Genomic DNA, 16,173 nt, shown 5'->3' on the forward strand with positions numbered 1-16,173 from the left:
GGCTTAGGGTCACCTATCACGGCCGTATAACACTCAATCCCCCTGTTACTCCAGACCGTATTGTGAAAATCGCCTGAACAGCTACCCCTGTGACCGATATAGCGGCTGCACCGGTCACCGCGCATGGCTTAGCGTTGCGGGTATGGACGTGCTCGTAGTCGACCACCCGCTGGCCAGGGCCAGGCTAAGCACTATGCGGGATGCCAGAACCGATAGTGCGACGTTCCGCGCTGCCCTTTCCGAGCTCACGATGATGCTCATCTACGAGGCCACGCGTGGCTGGGCGGTGGCCACCGAGCGCATCCACACGCCGGTCGCCCGCACCCTGCGCTACGACCTCGCCTCGCCGCCGCTGCTGGTGCCGGTGCTGCGTGCGGGTCTCGGCATGGCCAACCAGGCACATGCGCTGATCCCCGAGGCGCAGATGGGGTTCGTCGGGCTGGCCCGCGACGAGCGCACGCTCCAGCCGACGCCGTACATGGAATCCCTGCCGGACGACCTGTCCGAGACGCCGGTCCTGGTGCTTGATCCGATGCTCGCCACCGGCGGGTCCATGGAATACACAATTCGCCTGTTGGCCGCCCGGCATGCCACGGATGTCACCGCGATTTGCGCGGTGGCGGCGCCGGAGGGAATCAAGCGCCTTGAGGAGTCCGGTCTTCCGGTGCGATTGGTCACCGGCAGTGTCGACGACTACCTCAACGAGTCGGGTTTCATCGTTCCCGGCCTCGGCGATGCGGGCGACCGCCAGTACGGGCCGCTTTGATCCCCGCCTGCGGAAGCGTGTGCCGATAATGTGAATTTTATCGGCGTGTCTTTTGTTCGATGGAAATCGATGTCAATTTCCTGATACCGGGCCGGACCGGTGATCCTCGGTCGCGGCACCCTCGCCTGCGTCGAAAGCACAGCGTCACCACTTCGATACGGACCGCATCCAGAGTGATCCCGATCACGTTGGGTGATGGTGAATGCGACACCGCGGCTGCATTTATCGCATCGGCCGGATTATGGCTGGACATCGGGCCCATCGCGTTGGTCCGACCGGCCGCTCTTTTACCGACTTACGTAGGGTCGCGCAGCAGTTGTGTAGGTATCGGGCCCCGAAGCTATCCGGTGAGCGGATAGTGCAGAAGAGTGTTGCAGTGGTCTAGACCTTGACTGTGAATAAGCGGCGAGCAATGTTTCCTCCCACAGGTTCGGCCGCTTTTACGGAGGCCGTGGTGGCTGCGAACAGCTTCTCGCCGGCCGCTCGTTCCGGAGCCCTTTCGGAACAGGCGCCCCGTCATGCCATGGCGCAACCCTGCAGCGCCATGGCGTCGGCGGTGTCACCACGGGACCGCGGTGGTCACGCGTCAGCGCAACGGAAACGCACCTCGGGCGGCGCCCGCGGTCGGCCGGATCTGGAAGGCAGGCACCCCGACTACACCCTCCCTGCACAGGGTTGAGGTCGAAGGAGCAGCAATGCCGAGGTTTCGATGGCAGCTACCCACACTGCTGACAGCGGCGATCCTGCCGCTGGCCATGCTCACCGCGCTACCCGCACAGGCTGAGAACGACCAGGCGACCGCAGCCGGCCCCGCGGCTGCGGCCGATTACAAGAAGATCGGCTACTTCCCCCAGTGGGGCGTCTACGGCCGCAACTTCTTCCCCAAGAACCTGGACACCACGGGCGCGGCGGCCAAGCTGACGCACCTGCTGTACGCGTTCCAGAACATCCACCCCACCGACCACACCTGCTTCGCCACCACCAAGGGCGTGAGCTCCAACCCGCAGGACCCGAACCAGGGTGACGGCGCGGGCGACGCGTGGGCGGACTACCAGAAGGTCTACGACTCGGCCACCTCCGTGGACGGCCAGGCCGACGACCCCGCGGGCAAGCTGCGCGGCAACTACAACCAGTTCCTGAAGCTGAAGAAGAAGCACCCGAACCTGAAGATCCTCGTATCGCTCGGCGGCTGGACGTTCTCCAAGTACTTCTCCGACGCCGCGGCCACCGACGCCAAGCGTAAGAAGTTCGTCTCGTCCTGCATCGACCTCTACATCAAGGGCAACGTGCCGTCCCGCGACGACTGGGGCACCGGCAAGCCCGCGGGCGGCCCCGGCACCGCCAAGGGTGTCTTCGACGGCATCGACATCGACTGGGAGTGGCCGAACGCCGAAGGGCACCCCGGCAACCACTTCAAGCCCGAGGACAAGCGGAACCTGACGCTGTTGCTGCAGGAGTTCCGCACCCAGCTTGACGCGCAGGGCTCGGCCGACGGCAAGAAGTACGAGCTGCACGCCTTCACCCCGGCCGACCCGGCCAAGGCCGAGGCGGGCTGGGAGATGGCCGAGGTCAACAAGTACCTGGACTACTTCAACTTCCAGGGCTACGACTTCCACGGCGCGGGCAGCGACAACAGCTGGGAGCCCAACCAGACCGGGCACGCCAGCAACCTCAAGGTCGACACCGACGACCCGTACACCACCAAGTTCAGCGTGGAGAACGCCCTCAAGATCTATCTCGACGCGGGCATCCCGAAGAACAAGCTGATCCTGGGTCTGCCGTTCTACGGCCGCGGCTGGAAGGAAGTCCAGGACGGCGGCAAGCAAGGCGAATGGCAGAAGGCCAACGGCGCCGCGCCGGGCGACTTCCCCGAGGAGGCGGGCGTCCGCGCCTACAAGAACCTCAAGACGCAGTTCCCGACGGTCATCCACGACGAGCAGTCCATCTCCGCCTTCGCCTTCTCCGGCGGGCAGTGGTGGAGCTTCGACGACGCGTGGGTGATCGGCAAGAAGACCGAGTTCATCAAGGCCCAAGGCATTGGCGGCGCGATGATCTGGGAGATGTCGAGTGACGACGGAACCCTGATGACCGCCGTGGACAACGGTCTGAAGTAACCCCTGCTTGCGGTCGCGACCGTCGTGCGCCACTTCGGTCGCGGCCGCATCCCAACCGGGACTTCGCGAAGGGAATCTCGTGCGTAAACCGATCATGGGCCTGCTGCTGGCCGCGCTCGTCGCGACCGGCCTCTCCGCCCTCCCCGCCAACGCCGAAGCGGGCGTGACCGCGGCGGTGGGCAAGGCACACGACTGGGGCACCGGCTACACCGGCAACGCCACCATCACCAACGGCAGCGGCCAGGCGCTGAGCGGCTGGATCCTGGAGTTCGACCTGTCCGCGGGCACCGTGACCTCCGCCTGGGACGCGGTCATGGCCCGCACCGGCGACCACTACACCTTCACCAACAAGTCCTACAACGCCAGGATCGCACCCGGCGCCAAGGCATCCTTCGGCTTCAACGCCACCGGCTCCGGCGCGGTCGTCAACTGCAAGGTCAACGGCAAGCCCTGCGACGGCAACGGCCCGCGGCCCGGCACCAAGCGGGCGGTCGGCTACTTCACCGCGTGGACGGTGCACGAGCAGGACCCGTACCTGATCAAGAACATCGACACCTCGGGCACCGCGGCCAAGCTCACCCACATCAACTACGCCTTCGCCAACGTCAACGAGCAGGGCCGCTGCTTCGAGGCGAACCAGGCGGGCCAGGCCGACGCCTACGCCGACTATCAGCGCCTCTTCTCCGCGGCCGAGTCCGTCGACGGGGTCGCCGACACCTACGAGCAGCCGCTGGCGGGCCACTTCAACCAGATCCGCAAGCTGAAGAAGAAGCACCCGCACCTGAAGGTGCTGCTGTCGCTCGGCGGCTGGACCTGGTCCAAGTACTTCTCCAACGCGGCGCTGACCCCGGAGTCCCGCAAGGCCTTCGCGGAGTCCTGCATCGACCTGTTCATCAAGGGCAACCTGCCCAAGCTCGGCGAGGAGCCGCAGGGCGGGCCGGGCTCCGGTGCCGGTGTCTTCGACGGCATCGACATCGACTGGGAGTGGCCCGCGTCGGCGGGCGCCGAGGGCAACATCATCCGGCCCGAGGACAAGCAGAACTTCACCCTGCTGCTGGCCGAGCTGCGCCGTCAGCTTGACGAGTACGGCCACGCGGGCGGCAAGCACTACGAGATCACCGCGTTCCTGCCCGCCGCGCCGAGCAAGATCGACGTGGGCATCGAGGTGGAGAAGGTGTTCGGCCAACTCGACTTCGGCACCATCCAGGGCTACGACCTGCACGGCTCCTGGGATCCCACGACCAACCACCAGTCGGCGCTCTACGCACCCGAGGGTGACCCCTCGCCGTACAAGTTCAGCGTGGACGACACCATCCAGGCCTACCTCAAGCGCGGCGCGCCCGCGGATGAGTTGGTGGTCGGCGTCCCGTTCTACGGCCAGGGCTGGACCGGCGTGGTCAACCAGAACAACGGCCTGTTCCAGAAGGCCACCGGTTGCGCACCCGGCCAGGGCGGCGGGGGCTGCGGCTACGGCAACTACGACAAGCTCAAGGCGCTCACCGGGTTCACCGTCCACCGTGACGAGAAAGCCGGTTTCGCCTGGCTGTTCAACGGGACCACCTTCTGGACCTTCGACGATCCCGGCGTGATGAAGCAGAAGACGGCCTACGTCACGAGCAAGGGGCTCGGCGGGGTCATGATCTGGTCGCTGGACGGTGACACCGAAAACGGTGAGCTGATCAGCGCCCTCACCAGCGGGCTGTCCGGTTAGGACAGTTCGAGCGAGGCCCGGGGAGGTAACAAGAGGCGGCCGCCTCCCCGGGTCCTTGCCCATACTTGGTGTCCGAAGTTCGGGAATCAGGGCCACATACCCGGACTCTGGACACCAAGTGGCTATATCGATAGGGGTATGCCCTGGTGACGCGGCCTCTGAGTCCGTGCTCCGGACACCAAGTCCGGTCCGGGCCCTGCCTAGCGGGGTCGCCAGCCGTCGGCCATGGCGTGGAGTGCCCGTTCGTAGATCCGGCCCTGCTCCTCGGGGTCGCCGCCGGTGGCCAGTTCGATGGACACCAGGCCGTGGGCCAAGCCCCAACAGGCCATGGCGATGAGCTCCGGAGTCTCGGCGACAAGCTCCCCGCCCTCGACGGCCCGGCGCACCGCGTCCACCAGCGGCCCCATGGTGCTCGCCGCCAGCTCCGCTTCCTCGGCACTGGGCGTGAATCCCGGGATCGGCTTGGCGAACATCACCGCGTACAGGTGCGGGTTGGCCAGCGCGCTGCGCCGGTAGGCCTGGCCGAGCCGGAACAGGTCCTCCAACGGCCGGTCGGTCGGGCTGACCTCGGCGAGGTGCTCGGCGAAGCGGCGGAACGCCTCCCGGTACAGCGCGCTGACCAGACCGGGTTTGCCGCCGAACAGGGAGTACACCGCGGTGGTGGAGGTGCCGACGTCGGCGGCCAGCTTGCGCAGGCTCAGCGCGTCCGGCCCCTCCCTGGACAGCAGCTCGCCCGCCCGGTCCAGCAGCCGGACCCGCAGCGCCTCGTCATGGGTCTTCGGTCTCGCCACCCCCGCAGGTTATCGCAACACTGTTTTGTTTCCTCGGCGGGCGAGCGGGCGGACACGGTCGTGTCGGAAGGCTGACAGATGTCCTGTGACCTGCGACTCTGGCCGGGATGGTATCACTTTGGTACCATCCATCTCATGGCAATGACCCTCCGACTCACGGACGAAGAGAACCGGCACCTCGACGAGCTGGCGGCGGTCGAGGGCAAATCGAAGCAGGAGATCGTCCGCTCCGCGCTCACCGAGCGCTGGGTGCGGCATCACCGGGAACAACAGCTCAACAGCGCGTTGAACCGCGCCACGCCGCGTTACAGCGTTCTGCTGGACAAGTTCGGCTCGGCATGATGACGGCGTGACCTATCACCTCGACGCGAGCGACATGATCACGATCGCCACCGGAGTCTCCGGTGGCGATCTGGTGATCAGGGACGGCGGTCTGCTCGACTGCGCCGCCTACCGCCCACGGGCCGTTGTCCTCGGCGTGCCCGCCTATCCGACGCTGTGGCTGCAGGCCGCGGCGGTCCTCGAGCTGATCGTGGTGACCAAGCCGCTGGTGCAGCACAACTGGCGGCTGGGCTGGATGGCCATGGTCGTGTTCTGCGATCTGAACGACTACTGGGTGGACGCCGACGACCTTGACGCGCTAGACCTGCTCCGACGGATCAGTCGGGGCGAGTCCGGCCTCAATGACGTCGCGGAGGAAATCCAGAGCTGGGCGGTGCCCAAAGGGGGCGAGTAGTGCAGCTGGTGACCTTGTCCGAGATCAGAGACGCCGCCGAGCGCATACGCAAGGTCGCCATCCGCACTCCGGTCGTGATCCCGGAGCTCGGCGTGCCCGGCTACCCGCTGGTGCTCAAACCCGAGAACCTGCAACTGGGCGGCGCGTTCAAGATCCGCGGCGCCTACAACGCGATCAGCATGCTGCCCGAGGAGGTCCGCCGCCGCGGTGTGGTGGCCTACTCCAGCGGCAACCACGCCAAGGCCGTGGCCATCGCGGCGAAGTTCTTCAAGGCGCCCGCCAGCATCGTGATGCCCGAGGACGCGCCCGCGTTCAAGGTCGAGTCCATCCGCGTGCTGGGCGTGGAGCCGGTGCTGGTGCCCATGGCGCTGCGGGAGACCGCGGCGCAGAAGCTGGCCGCCGAGCTGGGCGCCACCCTCATCCCGCCGTTCGACTCCCCGGACGTCATCGCCGGTCAGGGCACCATCGGCCTGGAGATCGCCGAGGACCTGCCCGCCGCGGCCGCGGTGCTGGTGCCGATCAGCGGCGGCGGGCTGATCTCGGGCATCGCCGCGGCGATGAAGGCCCTGCGCCCGCGCACCAAGATCATCGGTGTGGAGCCGCGGTTCGCCGCCGACGCCAGGGCCAGTTTCCAGGCGGGCAAGCTCATCCGCTGGCCCGCCGAAATGCGCGCCCGCACGATGGCGGACGCGTTGCGCGCGGCGCCGTCGGACCTCACCTTCGCCCACATCCAGGCCTACGTTGACGACATCGTCACGGTGGAGGAGACAGCCATCTACCGCGCCATGCGCGCCATCGCCTTGCACGCCAGGCTGATCGCCGAGCCCGCGGGTGCCTGCGCGGTGGCCGCGGCCCTGGAGTGCACCGACGCCCTGCCCCGCAACGGCCTCACGGTCGCCGTCCTCTCCGGCGGCAACATCGGCCCGGACGCCATCGCCGCCTGCATGACCGTTTAGAGGCCCCGTCAATAGGGGCCAATCTGGCCCCGCGCAGTGGGCATGCCCTATTGACGGAGCCTCTTAGGCGGAGGGAATCGCCAGCCACGCGCGAGTTCCGCCGCCGTGGCGTGGGGTCACGCCCGCGGTGCCGCCGTGTTCGCTGACCACCTTGTGCACGATGGACAGCCCCAGCCCGGAGCCGGGCATGGAGCGGGCCTCGGCGGAGCGGTAGAAGCGCTCGAACACGCGCTTGGCGTCGGCGTGCGCGATGCCGGGGCCTCGGTCCTCGACCCGCACCAGCGCGCGGTCCGCGGCCCGCAACACCGCGACCCGCACCGGCTGTCCCGGCGGACTCCACTTCGCGGCGTTGTCCAGCAGGTTGAGCACCGCCCGCTCCAGCGCCGCCCGCTGGCCGAGCACCGGAGCGGGCTCGGCGGTCAGCTCGAAGCCGACACCGGGACTGCGGGTGCGGGCCCGGCCGACCGCCGCCCCCGCCACCTCCGCCAGGTCCAGCGGCTGGCGGGCCTCGGCGCCGCCCGGCTCGCGGGCCAGGTCCACGATCTCCTCGATGAGCTGGTCCAGCTCGTCGGTCTGGGCCTGCACGTCCTGCAACAGCGTGTCCCGGTCCTCGGCGGACAGCTCCCGCCCCGGTGTGCGCTCGCTGTGCAGCAGCAGTTCGATGTTGGTGCGCAGGCTGGTCAGCGGCGTCCGCAGCTCGTGGCTGGCATCGTCGACAAGCTGCTGCTGGGCACTGCGGGCCGCGGCCAGCGCGGCCAGCATCTCGTTCATGCTGCGGGCCACCCGCACCACCTCGTCGGGCTGCCGCGGCTCGATCGGCACCGCCGCGCTCAGGTCCTGGGTGCTCGCCACGTGTTCGGCCGCCTTGGCCACCCGCTCCACCGGCCGCAGCCCGGCGCGAGTCGTCCTGGCGGCGAACAACGCCGCGCCGCCGACGCCGACCACGTTGAGCGTGCCGAGGATCAGCGCCAGGTTCTCCAGCACATGGCGGGCGTCCAGCAGCGGCTCACCGAACTGGAAGACGCCGCCGCGGCGGGACGGCACGGTCAGCACCCGGTACGGCACGCCGTCGAGTTCGACGTCGTAGCGAGCTTCCGGCCTGCGTCCGGCGAGCACGTCGCGGTCCTCGCCGGTGACCGGCATGGGGGTGCGCTGGAACGGCGGTTTGGCGATCGTGCCGTGCGGCCAGACCGCCTGGGTGCGCAGCTTGTCCTCGCGCGGGTCGGGGTGTGCGGGCAGGCCGAAGGTGGACGGGTCGGCCTCCCGCAGGGGCCCTGCCGCCAGCCGGTCGAGGTCGTGGTCGATCTGGTTGATCAGCTGCGCTCGCAGCAGCAGCCAGGCCGCGACCGACACCCCGACCACCACCACCGCCACCGTCGCGGTGGCCAGCAGGGTCAGCCGTCTGCGCAGGGTCGGGCGCCTCACCCGCGCCGGTCCTCATCGCGCAGCACGTAGCCGACGCCGCGCACGGTGTGCAGCACCCGGGGCGCGCCGCCCGCCTCCAGCTTGCGGCGCAGGTAGCCGATGTAGACGTCCAAGCTGTTGGACTTGGCGCCGAAGTCATACCCCCAGACCTCGGTGAACAGCGTCGCGCGGTCCAGCACCCGGCCGGGATGGCGCAGGAACAGCTCCAGCAGGTTGAACTCGGTGCGCGTGAGGTCGATCGGGGTGCCCGAGCGGCACACCTGCCTTCGCTGCTGGTCCAGCACGAGGTTGCCGAAGGACAGCCGCTCGGGGGGCGTCGTGGTGCAGCGCCGCAGCATGGCCCGCAGCCTCGCCAGCAGTTCGGCCAGCGCGAACGGTTTGACCAGGTAGTCGTCGGCGCCCGCGTCGAGGCCCGCGACCCGGTCGCTGACCCCGCGGCGCGCGGTCAGCAGCAGCACGGGTGTGGTGTCGCCGTTGCTGCGCAGCTGTTTGGTGGTCTGCAGGCCGTCCAGCACCGGCATCATCACGTCGAGCACCACGGCGTCGTGTCGGCTCTCCGCCAGCCGGAGCAATGCCGTCGCGCCATTGTTGGCCACGCTGGTGTCGTAACCCTCGAATCGCAGACAGCGGCTGATGGATTCACGGACCGCCGGTTCGTCGTCGACTATGAGTATCCGCAATTTCCACCTGCTTAATCGCATCGTGATTGCCTGTCGACGAGTCTATGCGCTGCGCCGGCAACAGTGAACACGGACACGATGGCGCTGTGAACAGCGGAAATTTTGTCAGTGCGCTTCGGCAAGGTGATTTGCGGAGTACTTATGCATTTCTTAGGAATCTCAACGGAATGGAGCGCTGTGGTCGGATCTGTCTGAATTGGCGTCAAATTCTCGTCAATATGATCAACGGGCACCGGGGCGTTGGGCGCATGATTGCGAAGGCTCCCGAACGGGTCCGCGCAGCGGCCTTAGCCCGAACGCCCTCGGGGTCCGAAGAGGAATAACCCCTAGTACCCGAGACCGATGCGGCCTCGCAGGCGCGTGGCAAGGATGGATCTCGCCCGGTCACGGGCAGGAGCTCTGGGGAGGAGAATCCGTGAGATCAACCATTCGACGGGTGAGTGCCGCGGTGTTGGCCGCCGCGCTGCTCACCGGCGCCGTCGGCACCGCCGCGATCGCCGCGCCGCAGGCGGCACCCGCCGAGGTCGCCGAGCAGGACCGCGCCGCACTCCGGCAGGCCATGGCAGAACTGGTCGGCGCGGGCGCGGCGGGTGTGCAGGTCCGCCTGCACGACCAGCAGGGCGATTGGAAGGGCAGTTCGGGCACCAAGGAACTGGACACCGACGAGAAGGTGCCCACCAACGGCCACTTCCGCGCGGGCAGCATCACCAAGACGTTCGTCTCCACCGTGATCCTCCAGCTGGTCGCCGAAGGCAAGGTCGAGCTGGACGAGCCCGTGGACGCCTACCTGCCGCGGTTCGGGCTGGACAAGCGGATCACCGTGCGGATGTTGCTCCAGCACACCAGCGGCCTGTTCAACCACACCGGCGAGGTCGCGCCCGACGGCAGCCTGGAGCCGGGCATCCCGCTGGAGGGCAAGGAGTTCGTCGCCCTCCGCTACCACACCTACCAGCCGGACGAGCTGGTCAAGCTGGCGCTGTCCAAACCCGCCCGCTTCGAACCCGGCACGAGCTGGTCCTACTCCAACACCAACTACGTGCTCGCGGGCCTGCTGATCGAGAAGGTCACCGGCACGCCGTACGCCAAGCAGGTCGAGCGCCGCATCATCAGGCCGCTCGGCCTGGACGAGACCACGCTGCCCGGCACCCGCGTGGGCATCCCCAACCCGTACGCCCACGGGTACTTCGTCTACCAGGACGAGGGAAAGCGCAAGATCACCGATATCGCCAGGGTCAACCCGACCTGGGCGGGCGCCGCGGGCGAGATCATCTCCACCACCAAGGACCTCGACCGGTTCAACTCCGCGCTGCTGTCCGGCAGGCTGCTCAAGCCTGCGCAGCTGGCCGAGATGCGGAAGCTGCACCCCGAAGCCGGTTACGGCCTCGGTTTGCAGTCGCTGGACTTCGGCTGCGGTGAGCCCTTGCTCGGCCACACCGGTGGTGTGCACGGCTACGTCTCGTTCATGTTCAGCACCCCCGACCGCGCCAAGCGTTTCGAGGCTTCGGTGACGACGGGCGACGTCGACACCTCTGACCCGGCAGAGGCTCAGAAGCTGTACACGGCCGTGATGAACGTCGCGCAGATCGCGGCCTGCGGCAAGGCCGACCCGGCCGCGCGCACCACGGACCGACTGCCGAACCCGCTACTCGACCGCTTCTGATTCGCACGCTCGGCGGGGTGTGTGCACACACCCCGCCGAGTACTGTCCGCACCATGGCCTACCGGCGGTGGACAGCGGCGGTCCTCATCGGCGCCGCGCTCGCGACTGCGCTCATGGCACCCGCTCAGGCGGCGGAACAGGTCGCCGACCGGGACGCGGTCCGACAGGCCATGAAGAAGCTGATCACCGAGGGCGCGGCGGGCGTCCAGATCCGGATCAACGACGCCGCGGGCGAATGGCTCGGCCAGGACGGCACGGCCGTGCTGGACACCCAGCGGCCGGTGCCTCCCGACGGCAGGTACCGGGTCGGCAGCATCACCAAGACCTTCACCGCCACCGTCGTACTCCAGCTTGTCGACGAGGGCAGGGTCGTCCTGGACTCACCCGTCGAGCGGTACCTGCCGCAGTTCGGGCTGGACAAGCGGATCACCGTGCGGATGCTGCTCCAGCACACCTCCGGGCTGTACAACTACACCGGCTACACGGGCGGCGGTGAGCTGATCCCGCTGGAGGGCCAGGCCTACATCGACCACCGCTTCGACACCTACCAGCCGGAAGACCTCGTGCGGATGGCCGCCGCCAGGCCGCTGCGCTTCACGCCGGGCGCCAAGCACGAGTACTCCAACACCAACTTCCTGGTCGCGGGCCTGCTGGTGCGCACGGTGACCGGGCGGCCGTGGGCGGAGGAGGTCCGCACCCGCATCCTGGAGCCGCTCGGCCTGCGGGAGACCACGCTGCCGGGCGCCTCGATCACGATCCCCGGCCCGCACGCGCACGGCTACTTCAGCTACACCCACGAGGGCCAGTACCGGATCGTGGACGTCGCCGAGCAGAACCCGTCCTGGGCGCAGGCCGCGGGCGAGATCATCTCCACCACCGCCGACACCGACCGCCTCGTCACCGCGCTGTTCGGCGGCAGGCTGCTCAGCCCGGCCGCGCTCGCCGAGATGCGGACGTTCCTGCCCACCGGTGCCCCCGACGCCTACTACGGCCTCGGCCTGCGCGGGCTGGACCTGCCCGCGGAATGCGGCGGCAGGCTCGCGGGCCACACCGGCGCGGTGGCCGGGTACTCCTCGCTGCTGCTCAGCACCCTCGAGGGCAGCAGGCGGGTGCAGATTTCCATCACCCACGGCCGCGCCTACACCGCGGACGCCCTGCGCACCGCTCTGCTCAAGGCCGCGATCTGCCCGACGGCCCCGCCGGGCGTGCTGGAAAGCCTCGAGTTCGAGTAGTTCCTTGACCTGGAGTGCACTCCAGGTCCTACCGTCGACTCCGTGAGCTACTCGATTGCAGAAGCGGCGGAGCGCAGCGGACTCCCCATCGACACGCTCCGCTACTACGAGCGCATCGGCCTGGTCGACCCCCCGGTGCGGGACGCGGGCGGCCGTCGCCGCTACTCCGACGACGATTTGGCCTGGCTGCACTTCCTGACCTGCCTGCGCAAGACCGGCATGCCGATCAAGTCGATGCAGGACTACGCCGACTCCCGTCGCGGTGGCCCGGCCACCGCGACCCACCGCAAGCAGATCCTGATCGACCAGCGCACCGATGTGCTGTCCAGGATCGCCGAACTCCAGGAGTGCCTGGACGTGTTGAACTACAAGATCACCAATTACGAGCAGATCGAACGCGACACCTACGCCGAGGCCGAGCTGGAGACGGCGGTATGACCACGGCACTGGGGGTGGTGCCGCAGGGCCTTGGCTGCATGGGCATGAGCCAGGCCTACGGCTCCAACCGGGACGAGGCGGAGTCGGTGGCGACCATCCACCGGGCGCTGGAGCTGGGCGTGACGCTGCTCGACACGGCCGACCAGTACGGCGGCGGCCACAACGAGGAACTGGTCGGCAGGGCGATCCGGGACCGCCGCGACGGGGTCGTGCTGGCCACCAAGTTCGGGTTCGCCGCCGCCCCGCTCGGCGGCGGCGAGATCGAGATCCGCGGCGATCCCGACTACGTGCGGCAGGCCTGCGACGCCTCGCTGCGCAGGCTCGGCGTGGACCACATCGACCTGTACTACCTGCACCGGCTGGACCGCCGGGTGCCCGTCGAGGACACCGTGGGCGCCATGGCCGACCTGGTGGCCGCGGGCAAGGTGCGCAGGCTCGGGCTGTCCGAGGTGGGTCCGGCCACGCTGCGCCGCGCGGCGGCGGTGCACCCCATCGCCGCGTTGCAGAGCGAGTGGTCGCTGTGGACCAGGGACATCGAGGCCGAGATCGTCCCCACCTGCCGCGAGCTGGGCATCGCGTTGGTGCCGTTCTCGCCGCTGGGCCGCGGTTTCCTCACCGGTCGCCTGACCAGCGCGGATGCTTTGGACGCCGACGATATGCGCCGCGGCCTGCCCCGGTTCGAGGCGGACAACCTCCGGCGCAACCTCCGCATCGTCGATGAGCTGCGCCGCATCGCCGCCGGGCTCGACGCGACCGCGGGGCAGCTGGCGCTGGCCTGGCTGACCGCGCAGGGCCCCGATGTGGTGCCGATCCCCGGCACCCGACGCCGCCGCTACCTGGAGGAGAACGTGGCGGCCACCCGCCTGACGCTCTCGCGGGACACCCTCGCCGAGATCGAGAACGTGCTCTCCGCGAATCCCGTTGCCGGTTCGAGGTATACGGATTCGATGCTCGCCCTTTCCGACAAGTAATTCACGAAGCAGGGAGAAGGAATTGTCCAACGGGACGACTCTGCCCACACGCAAGCTCGCTGACCTGGAAGTTTCCGCTCAGGGCCTGGGTTGTATGGGAATGAGCGAGTTTTACGGCAGCACCGATGAAAGCGAGTCGATCGCCACGATCCACCGTGCCGCTGAACTCGGCGTCACCTTTCTCGACACCGCCGACATCTACGGCCCGCACACCAATGAACAGCTCGTCGGCAGGGCGGTCAAGGGGCGCCGCGACGATTACGTGGTGGCCACCAAGTTCGGTGTCATCCGGGACGGCGCCGCCGCGCCGGACGGCACCGCGGTAGGCGGCATCCGCGGCGACGCCGAGTACATCCGCAAGGCCTGCGACGGGTCGCTGAGCAGGCTGGGCATCGACCACATCGACCTGTACTACCAGCACCGGGTCGACTTCACGGTGCCCATCGAGGAGACCGTCAGCGCGATGGCCGAACTGGTCGCAGCGGGCAAGGTCCGCCACCTCGGGCTGTCCGAGGCGCCCGCGGCCATCATCCGCCGGGCCCACGCCGTGCACCCGATCACCGCGCTGCAAACCGAGTGGTCGCTGTGGTCGCGGGACATCGAGGAGGAGATCCTGCCGACCTGCCGCGAGCTGGGCATCGGCATCGTGCCCTACTCCCCGCTGGGCCGCGGCTTCCTCGCCGGGCGCTTTACCAGCCGCGCGGACCTCGAAGCAGACGACTGGCGCGGCGATCAGGAGCGGTTCAACGAGCACAACTTCGACCGCAACCTCGCCATCGTGGCGGCGTTGAACGCCCTGGCTGCCGAGCGCGGCGTCACCCCGGGTCAGTTGGCACTGGCCTGGGTCCAGCACCAGGGCCAGGACGTGGTGCCGATCCCCGGCACCAAGCGCCGCACCTACCTGGAGCAGAACGCCGCCGCGGCCACCCTCGAGCTGTCGGCGGAGGAACTGGCCACCATCGCCGCCACCGTCCCCACCGAGGGTGCGGCGGGCGGCCGCTATCCGGCCGCGGTCATGGCCGCCTGGGCAGGCCAGTCCTGACCATCGCAGTTGCCGGCCGTAACTGCGCATTCACGAGAGCAGTTCCCCGACCGCGGCTCGCAGGTGTTTGATCCGCCCGCGAGCCGCGGTCTTGGCGCCCGCCAAGTCGTCGACGGGCTGCACTGCCTCCAGGTAGCACTTGAGCTTGGGCTCGGTGCCCGACGGGCGGATCAGCACCCGGATTCCCTCGCCGGTCAGGCGCAGGGTGTTGTCGCGCGGCAGCAGGTCCTCGACGGTCACGGCGGTGCCGCCGAGTGCCGACGGCGGGTCGGCGCGCAGTGCGGCCATCGCCTGCCGGGCCTGCTCGGCGGTGTCGAAGCGGCGGGACACCTGGTCGGTGAGGTGCACGCCGTGGCGGACCATCAGCTCGTCCAAGGCGTCCAGCAGGCCGCGGCCCTCAGCCTTCAGGGTCGCGGCGAGGTCGCAGGCCACCATCGCCGCGGACAGTCCGTCCTTGTCGCGCACGGTGTCCGGGTCGACGCAGTGCCCGATGGCCTCCTCGTAGGCGTAGACCAGCCCGTCGCCCGCGCGGGCCAGCCACTTGAACCCGGTCAGCGTCTCCGCATAGCGGGCACCGTGGGCGGCGGCCACCGCAGACAGCATCGCCGAGGAGACGATCGTGGTGGCCACCAACGGGTCTTGATACTCCATAGTGGACAGCAGGTGGTCGCCGAGCAGCACACCGGTCTCATCGCCTCGCAGCAACCGCCAGCCCGTGCCGTCCGGCACCCCGACGGCACACCGGTCGGCATCCGGGTCCAGCGCGATCGCGAGATCGGCGCCGATGCTCGCCGCGAGCGCCAGCAACTCGTCGGCGGCGCCCGGCTCCTCGGGGTTGGGGAAGCTCACGGTCGGGAAGTCGGGGTCGGGTTCGAACTGGCTGTCCACGACAGCCACCGTGTACCCGGCTTCACGCAGCAGGTCCACCGCGAGCGCGCCGCCGACCCCGTGCAGCGGCGTCAACGCGATCCTCAGGTCCCGCATGGGATTCCTGGCCAGCCGCAACACCCGCTCCCGGTACCGCCGCACGACCTGCTCGTCGGCCGTCTCGTACCGCGCCGACCGCGGCACGTCCGCAGCAGAGGGAACCTTGGTGATCGCCTGTTCGATCGCGGTGTCAGCGGGCGGCACGATCTGGGTGCCGTCACCGAGGTAGAGCTTGTAGCCGTTGTCCGACGGCGGGTTGTGGGAGGCGGTGATCTGCACTCCCGCCACCGCGTTGCGGTCCCGCACCGCGAAGGCCAGCACCGGTGTCGGCAGCGGCCGGGGCAGCATCAGCACCCGGAAACCGGCCCCGGCGAGCACCTCGGCGGCCGCGGCGGCGAACCGCTCCGACCCGTGTCGGGCGTCCCGGCCCACCACCACCGTCCCGCCGCCAAGGCCCTGTGCGACAAGCCAATCCGCGAGACCCGCGGTCGTGCGGACCACCACCGCGGTGTTCATGCCGTTCGGACCCGCCCGCAGCGGACCCCGCAGGCCCGCGGTGCCGAAGCGCAGCGGCCCCGCCATCCGCAGGCCCAACTCCGCCGCCGCGTCGACCTCGCCCGCCAGCGCCGAGGCCAGCACGCCTTGCAGTTCGGCTGCCGTGTCCCGGTCGGGGTCGTCGGCGATCCAGCGCAGCGCGGCGTCGCGGAGCGTCGGGTCGAGCATG

The 16,173-nt window shown here is 69.0% G+C and carries 15 protein-coding genes; 11 read left to right on the top strand and 4 right to left on the bottom strand.

Annotation, left to right across the window (positions count from 1 at the left end):
* Positions 1-142: 142 nt before the first annotated feature.
* The 3 genes from upp to ACU6XJ_RS14245 all read left to right on the top strand — a co-directional run bounded on the left by upp (position 143) and on the right by ACU6XJ_RS14245 (position 4,591).
* Entirely contained in the window at positions 143-766 is a 624-nt protein-coding gene (gene upp / locus ACU6XJ_RS14235) for a uracil phosphoribosyltransferase (protein ID WP_476310907.1), read from the top strand.
* A gap of 695 nt (positions 767-1,461) precedes the next feature.
* Positions 1,462-2,880, top strand: coding sequence for a glycoside hydrolase family 18 protein (locus ACU6XJ_RS14240; RefSeq protein ID WP_476310910.1), 1,419 nt, complete (start codon positions 1,462-1,464; stop codon positions 2,878-2,880).
* A gap of 79 nt (positions 2,881-2,959) precedes the next feature.
* A complete protein-coding gene (locus ACU6XJ_RS14245) occupies positions 2,960-4,591 on the top strand; it encodes a glycosyl hydrolase family 18 protein (protein WP_476310912.1) in 1,632 nt (543 codons plus the stop codon).
* Between the two features lie 200 nt (positions 4,592-4,791).
* Here ACU6XJ_RS14245 and ACU6XJ_RS14250 read toward each other — a convergent pair whose 3' ends face one another.
* Positions 4,792-5,382 (bottom strand): TetR/AcrR family transcriptional regulator, encoded by a 591-nt coding sequence (locus ACU6XJ_RS14250; RefSeq protein WP_476310915.1) that lies wholly within the window; start codon positions 5,380-5,382, stop codon positions 4,792-4,794.
* 135 nt (positions 5,383-5,517) lie between these two features.
* On the opposite strand from ACU6XJ_RS14250, the gene ACU6XJ_RS14255 reads away from it, so the two are divergent.
* The 3 genes from ACU6XJ_RS14255 to ACU6XJ_RS14265 are packed head-to-tail and all read left to right on the top strand — an operon-like array spanning position 5,518 to position 7,074.
* Positions 5,518-5,724: a ribbon-helix-helix protein, CopG family gene (locus ACU6XJ_RS14255; RefSeq protein WP_476310918.1), complete on the top strand. Its 207-nt coding sequence runs from the start codon at positions 5,518-5,520 to the stop codon at positions 5,722-5,724.
* A 7-nt stretch (positions 5,725-5,731) separates the two neighbouring features.
* Entirely contained in the window at positions 5,732-6,118 is a 387-nt protein-coding gene (locus ACU6XJ_RS14260; protein WP_476310921.1) for a type II toxin-antitoxin system death-on-curing family toxin, read from the top strand.
* Positions 6,118-7,074 (top strand): threonine ammonia-lyase, encoded by a 957-nt coding sequence (locus ACU6XJ_RS14265; protein WP_476310924.1) that lies wholly within the window; start codon positions 6,118-6,120, stop codon positions 7,072-7,074. The genes ACU6XJ_RS14260 and ACU6XJ_RS14265 overlap by 1 nt, the downstream gene beginning before the upstream one ends.
* 63 nt (positions 7,075-7,137) lie before the next feature.
* Here ACU6XJ_RS14265 and ACU6XJ_RS14270 read toward each other — a convergent pair whose 3' ends face one another.
* A complete protein-coding gene (locus ACU6XJ_RS14270) occupies positions 7,138-8,499 on the bottom strand; it encodes a sensor histidine kinase (RefSeq protein WP_476310927.1) in 1,362 nt (453 codons plus the stop codon).
* A complete protein-coding gene (locus ACU6XJ_RS14275) occupies positions 8,496-9,179 on the bottom strand; it encodes a response regulator transcription factor (RefSeq protein WP_476310929.1) in 684 nt (227 codons plus the stop codon). The genes ACU6XJ_RS14270 and ACU6XJ_RS14275 overlap by 4 nt, the downstream gene beginning before the upstream one ends.
* A gap of 415 nt (positions 9,180-9,594) precedes the next feature.
* Here ACU6XJ_RS14275 and ACU6XJ_RS14280 point away from each other — a divergent pair, with 415 nt between their 5' ends.
* The 5 genes from ACU6XJ_RS14280 (at position 9,595) to ACU6XJ_RS14300 (ending at position 14,522) form a co-directional block, all read left to right on the top strand.
* Positions 9,595-10,839, top strand: a complete 1,245-nt coding sequence (locus ACU6XJ_RS14280; protein WP_476310932.1) for a serine hydrolase domain-containing protein — start codon at positions 9,595-9,597, stop codon at positions 10,837-10,839.
* A 53-nt stretch (positions 10,840-10,892) separates the two neighbouring features.
* Positions 10,893-12,071, top strand: a complete 1,179-nt coding sequence (locus ACU6XJ_RS14285) for a serine hydrolase domain-containing protein (RefSeq protein ID WP_476310935.1) — start codon at positions 10,893-10,895, stop codon at positions 12,069-12,071.
* 42 nt (positions 12,072-12,113) lie between these two features.
* Positions 12,114-12,509: a MerR family transcriptional regulator gene (locus ACU6XJ_RS14290; RefSeq protein ID WP_476310937.1), complete on the top strand. Its 396-nt coding sequence runs from the start codon at positions 12,114-12,116 to the stop codon at positions 12,507-12,509.
* Complete coding sequence (locus ACU6XJ_RS14295) at positions 12,506-13,480, top strand: aldo/keto reductase (RefSeq protein ID WP_476310940.1); 975 nt, start codon at positions 12,506-12,508, stop codon at positions 13,478-13,480. Before ACU6XJ_RS14290 ends, ACU6XJ_RS14295 begins: the two co-directional genes overlap by 4 nt.
* A 94-nt stretch (positions 13,481-13,574) precedes the next feature.
* On the top strand, positions 13,575-14,522 hold the full coding sequence (locus tag ACU6XJ_RS14300) for an aldo/keto reductase (protein WP_476310943.1): 948 nt from the start codon (positions 13,575-13,577) through the stop codon (positions 14,520-14,522).
* Positions 14,523-14,552: 30 nt separating this feature from the next.
* Here ACU6XJ_RS14300 and ACU6XJ_RS14305 read toward each other — a convergent pair whose 3' ends face one another.
* Entirely contained in the window at positions 14,553-16,172 is a 1,620-nt protein-coding gene (locus ACU6XJ_RS14305) for a phospho-sugar mutase (RefSeq protein WP_476310946.1), read from the bottom strand.
* Position 16,173: the final 1 nt, after the last annotated feature.

The sequence above is a fragment of the Actinorectispora metalli genome (assembly GCF_056323685.1).

What these genes read in the sequence shown, in the direction of transcription:
- ACU6XJ_RS14255 (WP_476310918.1), top strand. Translation starts at nt 5,518, where the DNA reads ATGGCAATGACCCTCCGACTCACGGACGAAGAGAACCGGCACCTCGAC.
- ACU6XJ_RS14300 (WP_476310943.1), top strand. Translation starts at nt 13,575, where the DNA reads ATGGGAATGAGCGAGTTTTACGGCAGCACCGATGAAAGCGAGTCGATC.
- ACU6XJ_RS14305 (WP_476310946.1), bottom strand. Translation starts at nt 16,172, where the DNA reads ATGCTCGACCCGACGCTCCGCGACGCCGCGCTGCGCTGGATCGCCGAC.
- ACU6XJ_RS14295 (WP_476310940.1), top strand. Translation starts at nt 12,506, where the DNA reads ATGACCACGGCACTGGGGGTGGTGCCGCAGGGCCTTGGCTGCATGGGC.
- upp (WP_476310907.1), top strand. Translation starts at nt 143, where the DNA reads ATGGACGTGCTCGTAGTCGACCACCCGCTGGCCAGGGCCAGGCTAAGC.
- ACU6XJ_RS14285 (WP_476310935.1), top strand. Translation starts at nt 10,893, where the DNA reads ATGGCCTACCGGCGGTGGACAGCGGCGGTCCTCATCGGCGCCGCGCTC.
- ACU6XJ_RS14240 (WP_476310910.1), top strand. Translation starts at nt 1,462, where the DNA reads ATGCCGAGGTTTCGATGGCAGCTACCCACACTGCTGACAGCGGCGATC.